This window comes from Orlajensenia leifsoniae (assembly GCF_004570845.1).
Taxonomy (GTDB): Bacteria; Actinomycetota; Actinomycetes; order Actinomycetales; family Microbacteriaceae; genus Orlajensenia; species Orlajensenia leifsoniae.
Window position 1 is genome coordinate 1 of record NZ_SPQZ01000011.1, and the last position, 20826, is coordinate 20826.

The window sequence follows — 20826 nt, forward strand, 5'->3', positions numbered from 1 at the left end:
ATCGACGGCATCGCCCAGCCGATCTCAGCGGCCACGGCACGATGCCTGGCCGCATCCGCGGGCATCATCCCCCTCGTGCTGGGTGGCGACTCGGTGCCTCTGGACCTGGGCAGGTCGCAACGATTGTTCTCGAGGTCACAGAAACTCGCGTTGGCCGAGCGGGACGGCGGATGCGCGTTCCCCGGCTGCACCCGCCCACCGCAGTTCTGCGACGCGCACCACATCCGCTGGTGGGAACGCCACCACGGCCGAACCGATCTGGCAAACGGGGTACTGCTCTGCTCCTACCACCACCACCTGCTGCACCGCGAAGGGTGGGTCATCGACGTGATCGATAACCGCACCTGGTTCACCCCACCCGCCCACGTCGACCCAGCCCAACGACCGCGACCCGGCAACAACCTGCGGCGCATACTTCTGCGGCCGGTAGTCCCGCGCGCGGAAGAGAACGACGCGGGTCCTGCAGGAGCAGCGGGTGCTGCGGAAGCTGCAGGTGTCGTGGGTGCTGAGGGTGAGCGGGCGGCGTAGCGCCTGCCCGACGCCAACGCCCCGCCCGCTGCCACCCCCGCAGCCGCTCGCTGAGGCCCGGACGAAGTCCGCGGTCGAAGCGCCCTGAGCGGCGACACCCTGAAGGCGCGTCAGGCGGTCGCTGCGCTCGGCCCTCTGCGAGCGGAACCTGGGAACTGCTGGCCCTACAGCGTCGCCGCGTGATCGGGCACGAACTTGTGCTTCTCAATGGGTGGCCGCACGGTTCCGGCGGCGACGGGGCGCTCGGGGAAGTGCACCTCGTCGGGGTCGATGGTGTCGTAGGGGATCTGGCTCAGCAGGTGGTTGATGGTGTTGAGGCGGGCGGCGCGCTTGTCGTCGCTGTCGATCGACCACCACGGGGCGTGCTCGATGTCGGTGACGTCGAACATGGCGTCCTTGGCGTGGGAGTAGTCCTCCCACTTGGTGATCGACAGCAGGTCGGTGTCCGAGAGCTTCCAGCGGCGCATCGGGTCGTTGAGGCGCGAGCGGAACCTCTTCTCCTGCTCGGTGTCCGAGACCGAGTACCAGTACTTCAACAGGATGATGCCGTCTTCGACCAGCATCCGTTCGACCGTCGGAACCTGCGCCAGGAAGCGCTCGTACTCCTCGTCGGTGCAGTAGCCCATGACCCGCTCGACGCCGGCGCGGTTGTACCAGGAGCGATCCATCAGCACGATCTCGCCCTTGGTGGGCAGCCGCTCGATGTAGCGCTGGAAGTACCACTGCCCCTTCTCGCGCTCGCTCGGCTGCGGCAGCGCAACCACGCGCGCCGACCGCGGATTGAGGTACTGCATCACGCGCTTGATGGCACCACCCTTGCCGGCGGCGTCGCGTCCTTCGAAGATCACCAGAATGCGGGCGTCGGATGCCGTGACCCATTGCTGCATCGCGACCAGTTCGATCTGCAGCCGGGTCAGCTCCTTCTCGTAGGCCTTCATGTCGACGCGGCTGTGCTTCTGCTTCGAGTGCTTCTTGTGCGACATCGGGCTCCTCGTGACGTGCGTGCGACGTGCGTGCGCTGGGGGCGGGTCCGGCGGTCTGTGTGGTGGCCGGTCTGCGCGGAGGACGTGCCGACGCGTGGGTACAGCAAACTCCTGTTTCGACGACGGGGTGAGGGCCTTGCCGGGGGTGGATGGGGGCACTACTGTTTCGGGGCGGTTGGGCCGGGGTCGCAGCCGACCGTGCGCCATTTCGTGGGGGCTTGCGCCACATCAACTGGCGCGCACGCCCGCGAAATGGCGCAAGGCGCCCGTTCGGTGCAGCGCCGGGCGCAGCGAAGAGCCGGCGCCGACACCCGAAGTCGACGCCGGCTCGTTCCGCGAGGCGGAGGGCGGCAGAGGGCGGCGGAGGGCGGCTGAGGGCGCCGCAGCACTGAGCTCCGGCGCCCGCTGCTCCTAGGCCTCCGTCTCGCTGCTGCTTCCCGAGGAACGGCGACGGCGTACGAACACCAGCACCGCACCGAGGAGCACGAGCAGCCCGGCCACCCAGCCGGCCGTGGCCAGCAGGGTTCCGTTCACGCCGGTGCTGCTGAGCGAGGACTCCGCCACGACCGACGGGTTCTTCGGCCCGTCGGTGCCTGTGCTGCCGTCACCCGGAACCTGCGGCGCGAGCACCTCGAAGGCGAACGACACCGGGACGTCCGAAGTGTCTCCCGTCACGACCACCTCGTGGTCGCCGACCGGAACCTCGGGCACCTCGAAGGTGACCGAGAACGCTCCGCGGGCGGTCGCCTCGGCGGTGCCCACGACCACGGGGTCGGAGTGCACCTCGACGGTGATCTTCTCGCCGGGGGCGAAGCCCTCACCTGTTACCGTGACCTTGTCGCCGGGGCGACCCGAGGTCGCGTCCGAGTGCACCTGCGGTGTGTAGACCGGAGTGGTCTCCTCGGGCACCACGGTCACCGTCGCCGTTGCGGGCATCCGTGAGTCGGCTCCCGTGGCGACGAGCGCGTAGGTGCCGGGGGCGGCATCCGTCGGCACAGTCACCGTGGTGGTGATGGTTCCGTCGGAGTCGGCCTCGACCGTGGCCGTCACCGGCGTCGCCGTTGCGAGCGACACCGTCACGGACTCGCCGGCCTTGAAGCCGTCGCCCGTCACGGCGATCTCGGTGCCCGCGAGCACGTCGTCGGCGGGATCCGCCTTCAGGGTGGTCGTGTAGACCGGGGCCGCGGCGATCTCAGCGGTGAGCGTCAGGTGCGTCGTGCGTGCTCCGCTCGCCACCGTCACCGAGACCGTGTAGCTGCCCGCTGCCGCGTAGGTGTGGCCGCCGGTGACGGTGAGTCCGTCGTCGGATGCCGTGACCTCCGCGTTCTCGGTAACGGTGCCGTCGCCCCACTGAACGCGCACGATCGGCGCGTCAGCTGCGGCATCCGCCTGGGTGATGCTCGCCAGGGTGGCCTCGAGAGCCTCTCCGGCGGTGCCGGTGACGTCGTCGCCGACTGTGGCCTCGAAGTCGAGGTCGGGCTGGGCGCCGTTGGAGGCGATCGCGAAGACGTGCACGCGACCGGTGACTCCGGGCTCACCCGGCTGAACCGGCATCGTGATGCTCGCGACGGTCCGGCCCTCGGGGATCTCGTAGGGAACCGTCGAGAAGAAGTACGACGCTGTGTTCGAGGGCGATGCGCCCACGAGCCGGTACGCCGACTTCACGACCTCGATGTTGCCGAAGGGCGCCGTGGCGTTCGCGTTGCCGCCCTTCGTCCAGTCGGAGAACTGCAGCGGAATCTCGATCGGGTCGCCCTCGGTGAAGTTCACCGTGGCCGTCGTGTCCTGGTTCTTCTCCGTCGCCGCTCCGATGAACGAGAGCTTGGTGGCTCCCTCGCCCAGGTCGAGCGCGATGGTCTGACCGGCACCCGTCGCGTTGTCGGGAGCGCCGACCGGAACCACGGGCATCGTGAAGGTCAGGTCGGTTCCCGGCACGTCGTGCTCGACCCCGGCGGTGAGTCCGCCGTCGGCCAGGCCCTGGCGCGGGAACGAGATGCCCTTCGCGTCGCAGTTGCCGCCCACGCCGTCATCCGCGATGCAGACGCTGTCGAAGGCCGCGCGCAGTCCACCGGGCTCGACGTAGTCGACGGTGATCGGAACGGTTCCCGCGAAGCTCGACACCCCGTCGGTCGCCGTGACCTTCGCCTGGTAGACGCCGGGCTCTACATAGGTGTGGTTCGCCGAGACCGGGTTGTTGCCCAGCTGGGCTTCCCCGATGGTCGCGGCCTCGGGGTCGGTGCCGTCACCCCAGTCGACGGATGCCGCATAGCCCTCCGGCACACCGCCCGACATGATGCCCAGGGCGAAGTCGCTCGCCATGCTCGACGTGGCCGTGAGGCCATCGCTCGGGCTGAAGGTGAGTGTGTTCGCCTCGGCCCCGCTGCCGTCGGTCAGCAACTCGAACTCCGAGAGGGAGATCGCGGTGTCTCCGCCGGTCACCGACAGGCGGAACTGCTGGAAGGCCGCGGGGTGCGCGATCTTGAACGGCACCGTCTGCGAGCGGTTCGCGAAGCCGCGATCCGCGCGGGAGTCGACCTCGGTCCACGTGGTGCCGTCGTTGCTTCCCTCGAGCGTCCACGCCGATGGGTCGGCATCCGGAGTCGAACCCGCCGTGATCGTGTAGAAGGTGGGCTTCTGCTTGGCGCCCTTGTAGGCGACGGTGACGGCAGGGGTCGCGTCGGCGAACGTCACCTGCGACCGCGAGGTGTTGTCGACGAGGGCGGAGACGTTCTCGCCGCCGCGGCTCGTGACCGTCGCGAGCGACGGGTCGGTGGCATCGACGAGGGGCTTGGCCACGTCGGTTCCGGTGGTGAGCGAGGGCAGGCCGTCGTCGTCTCCGGTGCCCCAGGCGCTCGGCTCGGACCCCATGGTGAAGTCGAGCGTCGCGCCGTCGCTGAGGATGCGGGAGTCGATCGACGTGGAGGAGTGCTCCTCGCCGTTCACCCGCACCGACTGCACGTAGACGTTCTCCGTGCTGTTCTCGGGGGCGTTGATGACGAGCTGCTTGCCCCCGGCCAGGTTCACCGTGGCCTTCGTGAACAGCGGTGAGCCGAGCACGAGCTGGGTGGATCCGGTCTGCATCGGGTAGAAGCCGAGCGCGTTGAAGATGTACCAGGCGCTCATCTCGCCGTTGTCCTCGTCGCCCGCGTAACCCTGGCCGATGGCACCGCCGGCGTAGGAGCGCTTCAGTGCCTCACGCACGATGGCCTGCGCCTTGGCGGGGGCTCCGGCCCCGTTGTACATGAACGGGATGTGGTGGCTGACCTGGTTGCTCACGCCCCACTGGCCGTAGCGGCCGTCGCGGGCCTCGACCTCCTCGTGGATGGTGCCCGTCGAGGTCTCGGGGGTGGCGAAGAACTCGTCGAGCTTGTCCTCCAGGCCCTGGTCGCCGCCGTAGAGATTGGCGAGGCCCTGCGGGTCCTGCGGGGCGTGGAACGCGAAGTTCCAGCCGTTCGTCTCCGTGTACGGACCCCACCACGACTTCGGGTTGTACTGGTCGGCCGGAGTGGCGAAGCTTCCGTCGGCGTTGCGTGCCTGGAAGAAGTCGATCGCCGGGTCGAACAGGTTCACGTAGCCGGTCGCCCGGTCGAGGTAGTACTCGCTGTCCTCGCGGAGCTGCTCCACGCGGTCGGCGGGGGTGTTCGGGTCATCGGCGAGGGCGGCGGCCATGTTGCCGATGCCGAAGTCGTTGATGTAGCCCTCCGTTCCCCACGACACGCTCTCGCCCTGCGAGGCCGGCGTGAAGCCGAGGAAGGTCGACGTGGCGAGGCTCTTGCGACCGACGCTGTCGTTGCTCGACGGCGTCGTGGCGTTCTTGACCGCGGCGTCGTAGGTCGCGAGGGCATCGGGAAGCTCGACGCCGCGCAGGTACGCGTCGGCGAAGGCGACATCCGAGCTGGTGCCCGTCATGATGTTCGCGTATCCGGGCGATGACCAGCGGGCGATCCAGCCGCCGTCGCGGTACTGCTGGGTGAAGCCGTCGACCAGGTCGCCGGCGAGCTCGGGGTAGAGCATCGAGTAGGCGGGCCAGGTGGTGCGATAGGTGTCCCAGAAGCCGTTGTTGACATACATCGTGCCGTCGACGACCTTGGCACCGGTCTCGGTGGCCGTGCTCGCGCCGACCTGCGCCGACACGGGGCTCGCGTACTTGTAGACGGGAGCATCCGCCGTTCCGGTGTTCTCGAACTGCGAGTTGGGGTACAGGTTCAGCCGGTACAGGTTGCTGTACAGAGTGCGCTGCTCGGTCTCGGATGCGCCCTCCACCGCGATGACGCCGAGGCGGTCGTTCCAGGCGGACCGAGCAGACTCGCGGATGCCGTCGAAGCTGTCGGCGCCCACCTCCAGGGTGAGGTTCTTCGTGGCCTGGCCGAGGCTGAGCAGCGAGGTCGCGAAGCGCAGCTCGACCGACTTGTCGCCCGAGGTGTCGAAGGTCGCGTACTTCGTGAGCGCGCGGCCGCCGGATGCGGTTCCCGTCGTCGTGGGCGTGGCGTCGAAGCGTCCGGAGACGAACATACGGGTGCGGCCCGTGTTGCCGGCAGCGCCGTTCTCGATCCAGCCCGTGACGGAGCCGTCGGCGGCGATGGTGAAGCTGCCGTCGTTGTCCGGGGCGTCGAGGACGACGCTGTTCGCGGCTCCGGTGAAGGTGAACTTCATGAGCGCGGCGTGATCGGTGGGCGTCATCTCGGCGGTGACGCCGTTGTCGAGCTCGACCCCGTAGTAGTCGGGCTGGGCCGTCTCGGTGTCGTGGCTGAAGGTCGCCGCGCGGGTGTGCCAGTTGCCGTTCGGCGCATCGGCACCGGCGACGGGCATGACCGAGAACAGGTTGCGGTCGCCCATCCACGGGCTCGGCTCGTGCGAGATGCCGAGGCCCTCGAAACGGGTGCGGTTGGCGTCGGTGTTGTCCTGCTGCCACGAGTACTCGCGCGAGGTCGCGCCGGCGTTCGTGACGGGCACAAGGAAGTTGAAGCCGTTCGGCATCGAGGTGATCGCCTCGTTCGAGCCGCGCGAGAAGGCGCTCGACGAGTTGGTGCCGCGTCGGGTGTCGACGAAGTGCGTCAGGCTCGAGTCGTCGATGGTGGCGGGCTCGGCCACGATCGCGATGTCGTCGACGTAGCCGCCGAAGGCCGACGCCTCCGCTCCACCCGGGTTGTCGTAGGAGAACTGCACGGCGGTGATGGTCTTGCCGGCGGCCACGGTGCCGAGGTCGATCTCGACCTGGTTCCACTGGTTCGGGTAGAGCACCTTGCCGGCGCCCTGGCCGAGCGCTGTCGCGTCGATGCCGTAGACATCCGTCGGCGAGAGCTCGCTCAGTTCGGTGCCGTCGCTGAAGCGCAGGTTCACGGCCGAGTACGTCGACGGGTACTGCAGGTCGTTCGCCGTGAGGTCGGGGAAGATCATGTACGACAGGCGGCTGCGCTCGCCGACGGGGACCTCGACGTCGAAGAGACGGTTGGTGACGGATGCAGCTCCGTCGCCGCTGTGCTCGCCGCCGAAGCGCAGCGAGTGCGTTCCGGTCCAGCCGACGCGGGCCTTCATGTTGTAGCCGGCGCTCGGCCCGGTGCCGATCGAGGTGGTGATGGGTGCTGCCGGGGCGTTCGGGTCCACGGCCGTGACGAGATCCCAGTCGGCGAGCTGGATGATCCCGCCCGAGTGGTTCACGATGCCGTCGAGCCTGTAGTAGCTGTACGCCGCCGGTGTCGCGACCGTGTACGACTTCTTCACCTTGCGGTCGGCGTCGGCCCAGGTCTGGTCGGTCTGGGTGTCGAGGGTGGCCCAGGTGGTTCCGTCGCTCGAGCCCTTGAGCACCCAGTTCTTGGGATCGCGCTCAGGGGCGTCGCCACCCGAGGTGAGCGTGTAGGTTACAGCGCTCGCCGCGGCGGAGAGGCGGTACTGCAGCCATCCCGTCGCCGAGAACACGAGCCACTTCGTGTTCGGGTCGCCGTCGGCCGCCCAGACCGCTGCCTCGCCGGGAGCGTTCTCGCCGCTCGCCGTGACGGTGGTCACGTTCGGGAGCACGCTGCCCCCGCTGGTGCCGTGCACGTTCTGCTGCAGCGGGGCGCCGTCCTCACCCTCGGGTGCCGGAGCCAGCTCGACGCGGTTGGCGTACGGCGCGACCACCTCGCCCGGCTCGAACGATGTCGACCAGTCGCCGCCTTCGAGCGCCGCTGCCGGCGTCGCGGTCGCCGTCGCCGCGGCGGCGGGGGACGCCACCGCCAGCGGGATGGCCGCGGCCACGAGGGCTCCGGCCAGGAGGGGCGCGGTGATGCGGCGGAGGAGAGCCGGCATCGAGCGCCGGTTCGTGGGAGTGGTGCTGGTGATCGCGGCGGTTGTGCTGCGGGTGGTGCGCTCCGGCATGCGGGGCCTTTCGACACTGAAATGGCTGGGATCGGATGCACGAGAGGCATCCCTGCGAAAACCTAGCGAGGATTCGTCGGGTATGTCAACGTTGTCCTATCGTTTTGGGGGACAAGACGCGGCGATTGTCGGCGGCTCCGGGCTGCATCCGACTCACGGATGCGCAGGATGGAGGGATTTCATATGACAGCGCTGTCCTACGGCCCGCCACGCCCGCTATCCTGACGGGATGACGTCGACACCCCGCGCCCGAGCGACCATGAGCGACGTCGCCGCCGCGTCGGGCGTGAGCCTGAAGACAGTGTCGCGGGTGGTGAACGGCGTCGGCTACGTGAGCGCCGAGACCCTCGAGACGGTGCAGGCCGCGATCGAGCAGCTCGGCTTCCGCCGCAACGAGTTCGCACGCCAGCTGCGCCAGGGCACCACGGCCACCATCGGGCTCGTGCTCGAGGACGTGGCCGACCCGTTCTACTCCGTGCTCACCCGCGCGGTCGAAGACGTGGCTCTCTCGCAGGACTACCTGCTGCTCTCGGCCTCATCGGCCGAGGACGCCGCGCGCTCCCGGCGCATCATCGAGTCCTTCTCGTCGCGCGGGGCCGACGGCCTCATCATCGCTCCGGCCCGCGGCACCGATCCGGCGTTCCTGCAGGCCGAGCTCGATGCCGGCTGCTCGATGGTCTTCGTCGACCGGCCGGTTCCCGGCATCCGTGCCGATACGGTGCTCGCCGAGAATCGGGGAGGCGCCGCCCGGGGCGCGGCCCACCTCATTGCCCACGGCCATCGCCGTATCGCGTTCTTCGGGGATGCGGCTTCGGTGTACACCGCGACCGAACGTCTGGCGGGCTACCGCGACGCCCTGAGTGCCGCCGGTGTCGAGTCCGACGACGAGCTCGTCGTGATGGCGGTTCCGCACGACGAGGCGAACGGTGCCGTGATCGACGCCGTGCTCGACCTCGACGACCCGCCCACGGCCATCTTCGCGGGCAACAACCGGTGGAGCGTCCTGCTGCTGCGCCATCTCAAGGCGCGCGGCATCCGTCCGCTCCCGGCGTTCCTCGGCTTCGACGACTTCGAGCTCGGCGACGTGCTGGACCCGGGCATCACCGTGATCGCACAGAACCCGGCCGCGATGGGCCAGCTCGCCGCAGAGCTGCTCCTGCGCCGGGTCTCGGGCGACGACCGCCCGACCCAGCACATCCAGCTCGAGACGCGTCTGATCGAGCGCGGCTCAGGGGAGATCGCGGGACCGTTCAGCGCGTGCTGAGGCGGTCAGATTTTCACCGGTTTCACAGCCATCGGCGCTTTGGCACTCTCACAGGCCGAGTGCTAACATTTTTCTTAGTTGAGTCGATGAGGCTCAACTACGAATTCACTGTCGAACTCTTCCGAGAGGAGCACATCATGGCTATGACCTGGGACCCGTTCCGTGACCTCGACCGCCTCGCAGCGAGCATGTTGGACTCGCGACAAGGACCGCGGCTGATGCCGATCGACCTGCACCGCGATGGCGACCACTACGTCCTCTCTGCCGACCTGCCCGGCGTCGACCCCGAGTCGATCGACGTCGACGTCGACGGGCAGCTGCTCACGGTGCGCGCCGAGCGCACGCTGGGCACCGGCGATGACGTGCAGTGGCTCGCGCACGAGCGACCGGCCGGTTCGTTCCTCCGCCAGCTCACCATCGGCGACGGCATCGACACGACGAACATCAGCGCCCACTACGACAACGGTGTGCTGAGCGTCATCATCCCGGTGTCCGAGCGGGCGAAGCCGCGCAAGGTGGCTGTGCAGTCGAACATCGCAGCTTCAGGACACGAGGTGACGGCTTCGGCCACCGCGAGCTGAGGCGTCGCCTCCTGGCGACCGAAGGTCCGCGCCCTGAACAGGGTGCGGACCTTCGCTCGTGTTGAGGGGCCGGATGCCGCTCCGAGGCGATCAGCCCCTTGCCCGTGTCGGCGGGTGGTGGTCTGATGGTGGGCATGCAGCACGCAACGTCAGCGGATGGCACACCGATCGCGTTCCACACGACCGGGGAGGGGCCGCCTGTGGTGATCGTCGGCGGCGCGTTCTCCACCGCGGAGGCCGCCGGTCCGCTCGCCGCGGCCCTCGCATCGGCGGGGTATCAGGGTGTGACCCTCGACCGTCGTGCCCGGGGTGACAGCGGCGACACCACTCCGTACACGCCCGAGCGCGAGGCCCAGGATCTCGCGGCGGTGATCGCGGCCGTCGGGGGTGAGGCATCCGTTCTCGGTCATTCCTCCGGTGCGGTGCTCGCCCTGTTCGCGGCCGGCGAGGGCGTTCCCATCACGCACCTGTTCCTGTCGGAGCCGCCGTTCCACTTCGGTGAGGGCGAGCCGGCCGACGACCTGCCAGACCGGCTCCAGACGCTGGTGATCGACGGCAGGCCCGAAGACGCCGTGACGCTCTTCCAGCGCGAGGGGATCGGTCTGCCCGACGCCATGATCGAGCAGATCAAGGCGAGCCCGATGTTCGCGACGCTCGTTCCGCTGGCGCAGTCGACCGTCTACGACGCCATCCTGACCGCGGCCGTGTCGACGCCGACGGATGCGATGACCTCGGTGAGTCAGCCGGTCACGATCCTCCGGGGCGAGCCGACGTTCCCGATCCTCGTGCGGGCAGCCGACCTGCTGGTGGAGGCGATTCCGGATGCCGAACTGGTCGTCGTGCCGGAGTCGCACGACCACAGCGCGGATCCGGCCGGCACGGCCCGCGAGATCGCGAAGCGGCTCGGGACGCCCTGAGCCCGGGTCACACCCAGTCGCGCCGCACGGCCTCCGCGCCCAGCTGAATGCGGGTGGACACTCCGGCAGTCTCCATGAGCTCGGAGACCCGACGCTGCACCGTGCGCACCGAGATCCCGAGCTGGCTGCCGGCCGCGGCATCCGTCAGTCCGAGAAGCAGCAGCTTGATCAGGTCGCGATCGAGCGCAGAGAGGCCGCTCGGGCTCTCCAGATCGGACGGGAAGGCGGTGCCGGCCGCCCAGAATTCGTCGAAGCTCGCGGCCACCAGGTCGAGCAGGCCGCTCGGGTGCACCAGCAGGGCGCCGGATGCCCGCTGCTCGCCGTGGGACTTCATGGGGAGCAGGGCGATGGCGTCGTCGACGATGATGAGGCGGGTGGGCAGCTCGGGCAGTACACGGACGGCGGCGCCCAGGACAGATGCGGCGCGCGCGGCTTCCAGGAAGCCCGGGCGTTCGATCACCGGCGACTCGACCAGGACGCGATAACGCACGCCGCGGGCGAGAGCGAGGTCCTCCTCCGGGTTCTCGTCGGCGGTGAGGAAGGCGATCTCGTTCAGCACGAAGGTGCCGACGCGTTCTGTGGCGGCCGCCTGGAGCTGAGCGAAGCGCTGGCGAACGGCATCCGCCCCGAGCACGACGTCGACGACGTCGGGGGCGGAGCGCTGGGCGGCGCCGTGGCGGTACAACTCGCTCAGGTGAACGAGGGCCTCGTGCGCCTGCGACAGCCCGCGCTCTCGCTCGAGCAGCATCGGCCGCAGCGCTATCGACGGGGGAGAGGCGACGATGCGGTCGGGCGCCGATGCCTGCCGTGCGATGAGCCCGAGTTGCTCGAGGTCGTCGAGGATGCCTCGTGCCCGCGATGACCTGAGGCCGGCGGCCGAGGCGATGCCGTCGATGGTCGCCGACGGGGTCGCGAGTACGAGCCTGTAGACGGCCGTGTGCTCGTCGTCCAAGCCGATCGCCTCGAGCACTGCGCCCTCCGACTCGTGGTGATGGTGCGTGGCTGGCGGATGGAAGCCATGGCATCTCTCCGCCAACAGGATAGCGAATGCGCCGTGAGAGGTTGCTTCTTAGCCACCACCCACGACGTTCGAGAGGCCTGTCAGTGACGAACAGCAATCCCCCGTTCTGGCGTCATCGCCGGCGCGCCATCGCCGCCGCGATCGGAGGCGTCGCTATCGGCATCGCCGGCGTCGGACTGACCTCCCTGCCGGCCGCGGCCGGCCCGAACGCCGGCGACCCATCATCGTCCGCCGGCACGGCTGCATCCGCGCTTGCGGCCCGAACCGCTGGCGGCACGCACGCGGTCACCCTCATCACGGGCGATCGCGTGACCGTGACGGATCTCGGCGACGGCACCCACGCGGTCGAGATCGAGACCGCCGTGGCCGGCTCTCCGGTGCAGTCGGTCGAACTCGACGGCGAGCTGCACGTGCTGCCCGCCTCGGCACTGCCGTACCTGGCCGCCGGGTCGCTCGACCCCGACCTCTTCAACGTCACCCAGCTGATCGAGTTCGGCTACGACGACGCCTCAGTGTCGGCGACGCCCGTGATCGTGGAGTTCACGGATGCCGACGGCCCCGCCCTGATGACGGCTCCGGTTCCGGGCGTCGAGATCGGCACCCCGCTCGAGAGCGTCGGCGGCGCGGCGGCCACGGCCGATCACGCGACGGCCGCAGACGCCTGGTCCGCCCTCACCGGAAGCGCAGGGCCGAGCACCTTCAGCGCCGAGCCCGCACTGGGCGGCGGCATCGCGTCGATCCAGCTCGACGGCAAGGTCGAGGCGACGCTCGACTCGAGCGTGCCCTACATCGGCGCCCCCGCAGCGTGGGCCGAGGGTTACACGGGCACCGGAGTGACCGTCGCCGTGCTCGACACGGGCATCGACGACACCCACCCCGACATCGCGGGTCGGGTGCTTCCCGGCTCGATGAGCTTCGTTCCCGGCGAAGACGCCACCACCGACACGCACGGCCACGGCACGCACGTGGCATCCACCATCGCAGGCACCGGCGCGGCGAGCGGCGGTGTCAATCGCGGCGTCGCCGACGGCGCCGAACTCCTCGTGGGCAAGGTGCTCGGCGCCGACGGCTCGGGCCAGGACTCCTGGATCATCGAGGCGATGCAGTGGGCGGGTGAGAACGCCGACATCGTGTCGATGAGCCTGGGTTCGTCTCAGGCATCCGATGGCCTCGACGTGATGGCCGAGGCCCTCAACACCATCTCGGAGGAGACCGGCGCACTCTTCGTGGTCGCGGCCGGCAACAGCGGCGCACCCGAGAGCATCGGGTCCCCGGGATCCGCCGCGCGCGCCCTCACCGTCGGCTCGGTCGAAGACCCGAGCGGCGAGTTGGCGAACTACTCCAGTCAGGGCCCGCTCGCCCTGAGCGGCGCCCTGAAGCCGGAGCTCGCCGGCCCGGGCAGCTCCGTCACGGCCGCGCGGTCGGCCGACAGCCCGGGCGAGGGCTCCTACATCACCATGAGCGGAACCTCGATGGCCACACCACACGTCGCCGGCGCCGCCGCCATCGTGAAGCAGCGCCACCCCGAGTACACCGCCGACCAGTTGCGTGCCGCCCTCGTGAGCACGACGACCGATGTGGGGCTGAGCTCGTATCAGGCCGGCACCGGCGTCGTGGATGTTGCGGCAGCGGTCGACGCGACCGTCATCGCATCGGGCTCAGGAGACTTCGGGATGCTCGAATGGGGCGAGACGGCCGAGCCCGTGCTGCGCACCGTCGACTTCGCGAACAGCGGCGACGCCGAGGTCGTGCTCGACCTCGCCGCCTCCCTCGAGGGCGCGGTCGACGGCGTGCTCACCCTCGACTCCGACAGCCTCGCCATCCCGGCCGGCGAATCGCGCACGGTCACGATGACCGTCGATCCCACGAAGGTGCCGGCGGGAACACAGCTCTCCGGGGCACTGGTCGCCAGCGTCGACGGCACCGAGGTCACGCGCACGGCACTCGGCACCATCGCCGAGCTGGAGCGCTACAACCTCACCGTCGAGGCCACCGGCTTCGACGGCGAACCGCTCGACACCTACGGAATCATGTACGAGGCCGGCACCGGCGAGTACTACCCCTTCGGCGTGGCCGGTGAGGTGACGATGCGGATGCCGGCCGGACGGTACGGCGTGATGACGTTCATGGACGCGCCGCGCTCGAGCGACTCCGTCGTGACCGCCCTGGTCGGCGACCCCGACCTGGTGCTGGACGCGGATGCCACCGTCGCGTTCGACGCCAGGACGACCAAGCCGGTCACCGTCGATGTCGGCGACAGGGGCGTCGACCCCGTGTTCAGCCGTCTCGACTACCGCATCGACGGCTTCACCGGCACCTACTACGGAGCCCTGCTCAACGACGGCTTCTACGCCCAGCCGATGACGGCGCCGAACGCTGACAGCTTCTCGTTCACCAGCCGCTGGCGTCTGCAGGATCCGCTGCTCACCCTCGCCGCGGGCAAGCACAAGCTCGACGTCACAGTGCAGGCGGGCTCCACGTTCTTCGATGGCAGACTGCGGGCGGATGCCGTCGACGTGGGCACCGGCAGCACCGCCGAGTTCGCGGCCGTGAACGTGAAGGGCAAGGTGGCCATCGCGACGCGCTCGGACGCCGTCTCACCGACCGAGCGGGCCGCCAACGCCCTCGCCGCCCGTGCCACCATGCTCATTGTCGTGAACGATGCGGACGGCGAGCTCAGCGAGTGGGTCGGAGCCGACGACTACGTCACCGCGGTCGCGATCCCGGTCGCCTCGATCAGTGGCGTGGAGGGCCGGGCGCTCCTCGCGTCGCTCCCGGCGGCCGCGTCCCAAGGAAAGAAGCCGAAGCCAGTCACGCTCACCGGCGTCGGCGTCCCGGCAGCGGATGAGATCTACGACATCTCGCGGTTCGTCGATGGATCCATCCCCAGCACGCTGCATTACAGGCCGACCAAGCTCGCCAAGACCACGACCACGTATCACGGCCACGCCGGGGACCTCGTGGGCGAGTTCCGCTGGGACTACGGTCCGGGCATCGAGTACAGCTCGGGCTTCTACCTGCGCACCGAGCGCGGCCTGACCCGCACGGAATGGGTGAACACCGAAGACGTCACGTGGAACCAGGGTGCCGCCCTCATGGCCGCGGCCTGGGAGGTGCGCGACGTCACGCGCGCCTACGCCCCGAGCCAGAAGTCGACGACCAGCTACTTCGCGCCCATCGTGCGACCCTTCGTCGGGCCGGGCTACTGGGCTCCGGAACGGATCGCGGCCTTCGCGCAGGTGAACGTGCCCTCGTGGGGTGATGGAGGAAGCCCCCAGCACACCGGCGCCTTCGACGTGTTCGAGCAGCGGCCCGACCGCTCCCAGCTCACCGAGGTGTGGATCGACGGCCAGCAGGTCGCGGCCTCGCCGTGGCAGTCGGCGACGGTGTTCGACATCCCCGACGGCGAGCACGAGTGGCGGGTCCTCAACACGGCGACGCACGACGGAACCTACCTTCCCTCATCGACGAAGACTCTGACGGAGTGGACCTTCCGCAACGGAGGATCGGCCGACGACTTCACGGAGCAGACCCTGCCGATGATGCAGGCCTTCTACGACGTCGACGCCGACGCCTCGGGCGCCGTGGGTGCGAAGCGCTCGGCCGGCAGGCCCGTCGACCTCGGCCTCGAGCTCAGTCACATCGAGAGCGCCGACGGCATGGCCGAACTCACCGGTGCCACGCTCGAGATGCGTGCCGCGGGCGGACAGTGGACGGCGGTCGCGCTGAAGCCGACGGCTGCGTCGGGAAGCGCAACCGGTGGTGCCCCCTCTGTGACACCGATGATCAACTACCCCGAGGAGCGTCCGTTCCTGAAGGCCTACAGCGCGAAGCTGGCCGTGCCCGACGCCGGAGCGTGGATCGACCTGCGCGTGACGGCGACGGATGCCGCGGGCAACACCTTCTCCCAGGAGATCGAGCGCGCCTTCGAAGCGGCCGCAGCGAAGAAGGGCGGTCACCACGGGCACGGAGGCGGCCACCCCGGTGGCGGCAATGACGGCGGTGGCACTGGCGGATGGCGTCCCGGATGGGACGACCACGGCTGGGGCGACCGCGGCTGAGGTGCTCGGCGCTGATCCCCCTCAGCGCTGAACCTCACCCGGCCGGGCCGGGCGTCTCCTTCGGGTGGAGCGCGCCCGGCCCGGCATGGCCCGCACGCCATTTCGCGGGGACTTGCGCCACACGACGTGGCGCAGACCCCCGCGACATGGCGCAGCGCGGCGGCTAGGCCCGCTTCAGCTTGAGCAACGCCGCCGTCACGATGAGCGACGACTTGATCACGTCGGTCTTCGTCGCCTTCGGTGACGTGACCACCACGGTTCCGATGGCGATCGCCTCGTTCAGACCGGCTATGGAGGCCGGCGTGAACTTCGCCGGCTTCACCGTGGCGGCCAAGGCGAGAAGCGCCTTGATCGGACGCTTGTCGACCGTGCTCGCCGGCTCCACCTTCACCAGGCGCACGTCGTCGAAGACTCCCCACGCTCCGGCCGAGAGTGAGAAGTTCGCGGCGATGGTGACGGCTCCGTCGGCGCCGACGACGACTGACGGCAGCGTCGCGGTGTGGAACTCGTTCCACGCGGTGAACTCGAGCGGAGCGCTCCAGGTGCCCGCCGACGTCGTCGCCGACAGCGTGCGCACATCCGTCGCCGGAGAGTTCGTTCCCTGCGTCGTGGCCTGCAGCGTGTAGGTGCCGGCCGGAACGCCGGTGAGCTTCTGTGTCGCCGAGGTCGCGTAGGCGGTGCCGTGCCAGAAGGTGACGGCGAAGTCGCCGTGAGAGCCGTCGGCCGTCTGCGTGCGAGCGGCCGGGCCGGTGAAGGTCCAGGTGCTCGTGTCGGCGTCTTCGAAGCTGCCGTTCTTCACGGCGTTCTTCGCGAGCACGGTGACGGATGCGGTGACGCTGATGCCCGTCGACGTCGTGCCCGGGATCGAGTACGTGCCAGGGCCGCGGATGTAGCTCGCGGCCTTGCTCCACGCGACGGTGGGGTGCTCCGTGGTGCTGTCGTTGTAGGTGACGGTGATCGTCGCCGGGAGGGCGATGGGGGCGGCATCCGTCACCGAGATGGCGACCTTCTCGACGGACACGATCTCGCGCGGGGCCGCGGCGCCGGTGCGGACGTACTCGAAGGTGCGGAGCGACTCGAGAGCTGTGCCGTCGAAGGCGAAGAGGGCCTGGTTGTCCCACGAGGATCCGCCGTGGAAGTCGCCGACGTGCACGGGGTCGTAGTCCTTGGCGAAGCTGGTGGCCCAGCCGGATCCGTCGCGCTCCCAGAGCACCTTGTTGGTCTCGAGCGCGCTCGGCGGGCCGACTGGGATCCACGCGGGCTCCCAGTAGAAGACGCCGATGCCGGCGTCGCCCACGGCGGCGACCGCTGCGATGACGTCGCGGAGTTGGGTGGCCTGGCCCTGCACGCTGGCGGGGTAGGCGTCGGTGATGGTGCCCGCTCCGATGGAGTTGCCGAATCCGTCGCCATCGTCGAGGGTGTACGCCCACGAGGTCTCGGCCACCATGACCTTCTTGCCGTAGGTCGTGGCGATCTGGCTCAGCACGGACGTGAGGTTCGCAGGGGTGCCGTGCCAGTAGGGGTAGTAGGAGCTGGCGAAGACGTCGTAGTCGACGCCGAACTGCGCCAGGCCCGCGGCGTAGGTCGCGTAGCGTCCGGCGGTCTCGGGGTTGGTGAAGTGCACGGCGACGAGGGCGTCGGGGAGTGTCTCCCGTGTCGCTGTCGCGCCGGCCTGGAGGAGAGCGGCGAACTGCTGGTCGATGGCCGTGCCCGCGCGGGTGTAGCCGGCGATGGCGTTGTTCGTCTCGTTGCCGATCTGCACCATGCTCACGTCGACGTCCGCTGCCTTGAAGGCCTCGAGGGCGTCGGCGGTGAAGTCGTGGAGGGCTGTAACCGTGTCTGCCGGTGTCAGGCCCTGCCAGGCCTTCGGGGCGAGCTGGCGGCCGGGGTCGGCCCAGAAGTCGGAGTAGTGGAAGTCGACGAGCACCTTCATGCCCGCGGCGGTGGCGCGCTCGCCGATCTCGACGGCGCGCGGGACGTCGACGGTTCCTCCGCCGTAGCCGTTGCCGTCGGCATCGTACGGATCGTTCCAGACCCTGACGCGCACGGTGTTGACGCCGCTCTCGTGGAGGGTCTCGAAGATGTCCTGCGGGTTGCCCTCGGCGTCGCGATAGACGACCCCGCTGGCCTCCTCGGAGAGGACGCTCGACACGTCGACGCCGTTCACGAAGTCGGGGGAGAGGTTCTCCACCTTGTTCACGAAGATGCCGGCCTCGACGGGGCCGTCGGGGTCTGCTGCGGATGCGGTAGCGGACGCCGCGGTGGCTGCTCCGGCTGCTCCGGCTGGGATGGCGATGACGGCCGCGATCGCGCCGGCCAGTGCCGCCAATCCGACGCGCCGTCGGTTCCGGGTGGTTCGTGTGCTCGCGTTCGACGTTGTCACGTGCGACGTTCCTCTCGAGTCGTACAGCCCGAGCGGGACGCCTCCTGGTCGAGAGGCGGATGGATCCGCGGCGCTGCGGTGGTGGATCCGTTCGCCACGAATTGAGGCGAGCGGATGCGATGGGTTGGTGTCTGTGCATGTGTGACTGTGTGCGCTCCCAGTTCTATCACACGGGTTGTGCCGTGAATAGGGGGGTATCTGGTGATCGTGGGATGTTCTGAGGTTTTTAACTCGGAGCGCTCACAGCATTACGAGGAGTGGACTCACGAGATCCGCACTGTGGGCCGAAATCCAGCCATCGCTCGTAGGCTGTGCCCCATGAGTCACACCTTCCAGCAGGATCCGCAGAGTGCTGAGCCGACACGGCCGAGCACGACTCGCCGCGTGGGCGCCGCACTCGGTCGGGCGACGCGCAGTGCTGCACACGGAACCCGCGAGACGATCCGCCGCAATCCGACGGTCGACAAGGCCTACCGCGCCGGCGTGGGTGTCGTCGGCGGAGGCACTGTGGCGCTCGGTGTCGTGATGATTCCGCTTCCCGGTCCGGGTGCGCTCGTCGTGCTCGGCGGGCTGGGCATCCTGTCGACGGAGTTCGACGGAGCCAAGGCGGTCAGCTCGAAGGCGAACGACGTCGTGAAGAAGGGCGTCGACGTGGCCAGGCAGGCGCGCGATCGACGCCGGGCGGCGAAGGATGCCGCGGCCGGCCGATCGCCCGAACCCGAGGTGTGGGTGCAGAAGAGGGCTGACGCCTGACGGGCTGACCGCCCTTTCGCCCGCTCGAGCCGAGTGCCACTATGAGGTCTATGGAAGACAGTCTGTGGGTTCTCAAAGACGATGAGCTCGACCTCATTCGCGAGCTCGAGCCGGAGCGGCTCGCCGAGCTCGACGAGGATGGCCTGCTCGCCCTGCACAAACGAGTGCGGCGTGCGCGCAACAAGCATGTGAAGCGCTATCGGCGCGATGCCGCGACCCGGGTCGAAGAGGCCGGCGGGCGAGGGGCGGCGGCGCCGAAGTCGGACAAGGCGCGGCTTCGGGCATCCGTTTTCGAGGAGGCGCTCTCCCGGATCAGCGCCGAGCTGGCACGCGTCGCCCACGAGGAGGCCGAGGCTCTCAAGGATGAGCGGCTGGCTCGCGCCCGCGAGGGCAGATGGGCCGGTCCGCAGAGCCAGACCTCGCACGCCGGCGGTATCGGGTCCGAGGGCCGCGCGCGCGAGCACCAGAAGACGAGTGGCGGCGTGAAGCGCGATGCGTCGAGCGCGGCCCAGGGGGCCAAGCGGCAGGCGAAGCGCGACTCCTGAGGTGCCGCGGCTAGCGCTTCTGCCGCCACTGCTCGGGTCGCTGCTCCGGTCGCGCGGGGGCGACGATGGTTGCGAGCCTGCCCTCTGCGTCGGGCTCCGAGTCGGCGCCGAGCACCTGGCAGCGATCGAGGTGATGGTGCGCCCAGAGTGAGGCCGTCCAGGCGCAGATGGTCGCATCGATCAGGTCTTCGCGGTGCTTGTAAGCGGCATCCGTCAGCGGCGATGGCGTGGTCAGGAGGTCGCGTGTGACAGGGTGCGAGCGCAGGTCGAGGGGAGTCTCGGCGGTGGCGAGCGCTGCGAGGCGCTCGAGTAGCCCGTCGCACTGGCGCGCCCGGAACGCCCGGCGCTCCGCCACCGGAAGCGCGAGGTTGGGGCGCTTGTAGCGCGGACGCTCGACGTCGTAGCCCAGCTCGGCGGCGCCGACGAGTGCGGTGTACGGGTAGCACTCGAAGAACTGCACGATGTCGTCGCGGGCGGCATCCGTTCCGCTGATGCGGGTGAATCCGGCGGACTCGAGACGTCGGCGCAGGGAGACACCGGCCAGCCAGCCGAGGCCGAGGTTGCTGGCATTCGCTGAGACCTTCCAGCGGCCGTAACGGCGGCCGACCTCGCGCTCGCACTCGCGCATTCCCATGGGATTGGAGACCACGAGCGGCGCATCGATGGCGATCACGTCGCCGACGGATGCCGTCTGCACCAGCCAGCGCTCGACCTCGTCGATGCCGCGCGCCCATCCCGCGTCGACGACGGTGCCGTCTGCGGCGATGGCTGCAAGGCCCGTCTCGTTGGCGGCTCGCGTCGGGCTGCCCTCGCCCCAGGCGAGGTCGACGCCGAGGTAGAGGGGCATGGATCGAGGGTATGTCAGCGTCGGCTTTTTCGGCCGTCGTGCCTCGTTGATGTGTTCCCACAATGTGCAGCACCGAGTTATCCACATTCGAAGAAAAACTCGAGGAAATGTCGGTGGGTCGCGCGAGAATCAAGGCATGAAGAACCACTTCCGGCTCCTGCGCAGCAGCTTTCTGGCGTTGCGTGCGGCGTGGAAGGGTGCCCTGCCGGCGGTGCTGATTCCGGGGGCGGATGCGGCTGCGGCGGTGCGGTCGATGAGCGATGCCGGGCTCGTGCGGGTGGTTGATGCGTTGTCGGCGGTGGCGCGTGCGGTGGGGGCGTTGCAGGTGCTCGTCGCCGGCGAGGTGGCGCGGCGGTCGCGGCCGGAACTCGGTGCCGAGGGGTTGGCGAAGGTGCAGGGATTCTCCTCGCCGGCTGCGTTGCTGGCGGCGAGTGCGGGTGCATCCGTGGGAGACGTGACGGCTTTGATCGCTGTGGGGGAAGCGACCGCAGGGCGGGAGTCGTTCACGGGCGAGCGGATGCCGTCCAAGCACCCGTTCGTGGAAGCCGCCCTGGCGGCCGGGGCGATCAGTGTGGCTGCGGCGGCGATG

General features: G+C 69.4%; 12 protein-coding genes and 1 pseudogene. 8 read left to right on the plus strand and 5 right to left on the minus strand.

Annotation, left to right across the window (positions count from 1 at the left end; genetic code table 11):
- Positions 1-528 (plus strand): HNH endonuclease signature motif containing protein (locus E4M00_RS17630; RefSeq protein WP_135121787.1); only part of this gene is annotated, 528 nt, incomplete at its 5' end.
- Between the two features lie 164 nt (positions 529-692).
- Here the strand turns inward: E4M00_RS17630 and ppk2 are convergent.
- Together ppk2 and E4M00_RS17640 are read right to left on the minus strand one after the other, a co-directional pair.
- Positions 693-1511, minus strand: a complete 819-nt coding sequence (gene ppk2, locus E4M00_RS17635) for a polyphosphate kinase 2 (protein ID WP_135121788.1) — start codon at positions 1509-1511, stop codon at positions 693-695.
- A 411-nt stretch (positions 1512-1922) separates the two neighbouring features.
- Positions 1923-7865, minus strand: coding sequence for a GH92 family glycosyl hydrolase (locus E4M00_RS17640; protein ID WP_240037276.1), 5943 nt, complete (start codon positions 7863-7865; stop codon positions 1923-1925).
- Between the two features lie 229 nt (positions 7866-8094).
- Between E4M00_RS17640 and E4M00_RS17645 the strand changes: the two genes are divergently transcribed.
- The 3 genes from E4M00_RS17645 (at position 8095) to E4M00_RS17655 (ending at position 10627) form a co-directional block, all read left to right on the plus strand.
- Complete coding sequence (locus tag E4M00_RS17645; protein WP_204773039.1) at positions 8095-9129, plus strand: LacI family DNA-binding transcriptional regulator; 1035 nt, start codon at positions 8095-8097, stop codon at positions 9127-9129.
- A gap of 137 nt (positions 9130-9266) precedes the next feature.
- A complete protein-coding gene (locus E4M00_RS17650) occupies positions 9267-9710 on the plus strand; it encodes an Hsp20/alpha crystallin family protein (protein ID WP_135121789.1) in 444 nt (147 codons plus the stop codon).
- A 134-nt stretch (positions 9711-9844) separates the two neighbouring features.
- Positions 9845-10627, plus strand: coding sequence for an alpha/beta fold hydrolase (locus tag E4M00_RS17655; protein WP_135121790.1), 783 nt, complete (start codon positions 9845-9847; stop codon positions 10625-10627).
- A gap of 7 nt (positions 10628-10634) precedes the next feature.
- Here E4M00_RS17655 and E4M00_RS17660 read toward each other — a convergent pair whose 3' ends face one another.
- Positions 10635-11597 carry a helix-turn-helix domain-containing protein gene (locus E4M00_RS17660; RefSeq protein ID WP_135121791.1) on the minus strand — a complete coding sequence of 321 codons (963 nt, stop codon included), beginning with the start codon at positions 11595-11597 and terminating at the stop codon, positions 10635-10637.
- Between the two features lie 134 nt (positions 11598-11731).
- Between E4M00_RS17660 and E4M00_RS17665 the strand changes: the two genes are divergently transcribed.
- Positions 11732-15709 (plus strand): S8 family serine peptidase, encoded by a 3978-nt coding sequence (locus E4M00_RS17665; RefSeq protein WP_167756956.1) that lies wholly within the window; start codon positions 11732-11734, stop codon positions 15707-15709.
- A 163-nt stretch (positions 15710-15872) separates the two neighbouring features.
- Here E4M00_RS17665 and E4M00_RS17670 read toward each other — a convergent pair whose 3' ends face one another.
- Positions 15873-18092 (minus strand): glycosyl hydrolase 53 family protein, encoded by a 2220-nt coding sequence (locus E4M00_RS17670; RefSeq protein ID WP_240037280.1) that lies wholly within the window; start codon positions 18090-18092, stop codon positions 15873-15875.
- A 318-nt stretch (positions 18093-18410) separates the two neighbouring features.
- Here E4M00_RS17670 and E4M00_RS17675 point away from each other — a divergent pair, with 318 nt between their 5' ends.
- Both E4M00_RS17675 and E4M00_RS17680 read left to right on the plus strand, forming a co-directional pair.
- Positions 18411-18845: a PGPGW domain-containing protein gene (locus E4M00_RS17675; RefSeq protein WP_135121793.1), complete on the plus strand. Its 435-nt coding sequence runs from the start codon at positions 18411-18413 to the stop codon at positions 18843-18845.
- A 50-nt stretch (positions 18846-18895) separates the two neighbouring features.
- Entirely contained in the window at positions 18896-19390 is a 495-nt protein-coding gene (locus E4M00_RS17680; protein ID WP_135121794.1) for a hypothetical protein, read from the plus strand.
- A gap of 10 nt (positions 19391-19400) precedes the next feature.
- On the opposite strand, the gene E4M00_RS17685 is transcribed toward E4M00_RS17680, so the two are convergent.
- Positions 19401-20237 (minus strand): DUF429 domain-containing protein, encoded by an 837-nt coding sequence (locus tag E4M00_RS17685; RefSeq protein WP_135121795.1) that lies wholly within the window; start codon positions 20235-20237, stop codon positions 19401-19403.
- A 136-nt stretch (positions 20238-20373) separates the two neighbouring features.
- Between E4M00_RS17685 and E4M00_RS17690 the strand changes: the two are divergent.
- Positions 20374-20826: pseudogene (locus E4M00_RS17690) on the plus strand (hypothetical protein); the annotation flags it as partial.

What these genes read in the sequence shown, in the direction of transcription:
- ppk2 (WP_135121788.1), bottom strand. Translation starts at nt 1,511, where the DNA reads ATGTCGCACAAGAAGCACTCGAAGCAGAAGCACAGCCGCGTCGACATG.
- E4M00_RS17640 (WP_240037276.1), bottom strand. Translation starts at nt 7,865, where the DNA reads ATGCCGGAGCGCACCACCCGCAGCACAACCGCCGCGATCACCAGCACC.
- E4M00_RS17645 (WP_204773039.1), top strand. Translation starts at nt 8,095, where the DNA reads ATGACGTCGACACCCCGCGCCCGAGCGACCATGAGCGACGTCGCCGCC.
- E4M00_RS17650 (WP_135121789.1), top strand. Translation starts at nt 9,267, where the DNA reads ATGGCTATGACCTGGGACCCGTTCCGTGACCTCGACCGCCTCGCAGCG.
- E4M00_RS17655 (WP_135121790.1), top strand. Translation starts at nt 9,845, where the DNA reads ATGCAGCACGCAACGTCAGCGGATGGCACACCGATCGCGTTCCACACG.
- E4M00_RS17675 (WP_135121793.1), top strand. Translation starts at nt 18,411, where the DNA reads ATGAGTCACACCTTCCAGCAGGATCCGCAGAGTGCTGAGCCGACACGG.
- E4M00_RS17680 (WP_135121794.1), top strand. Translation starts at nt 18,896, where the DNA reads ATGGAAGACAGTCTGTGGGTTCTCAAAGACGATGAGCTCGACCTCATT.
- E4M00_RS17685 (WP_135121795.1), bottom strand. Translation starts at nt 20,237, where the DNA reads ATGCCCCTCTACCTCGGCGTCGACCTCGCCTGGGGCGAGGGCAGCCCG.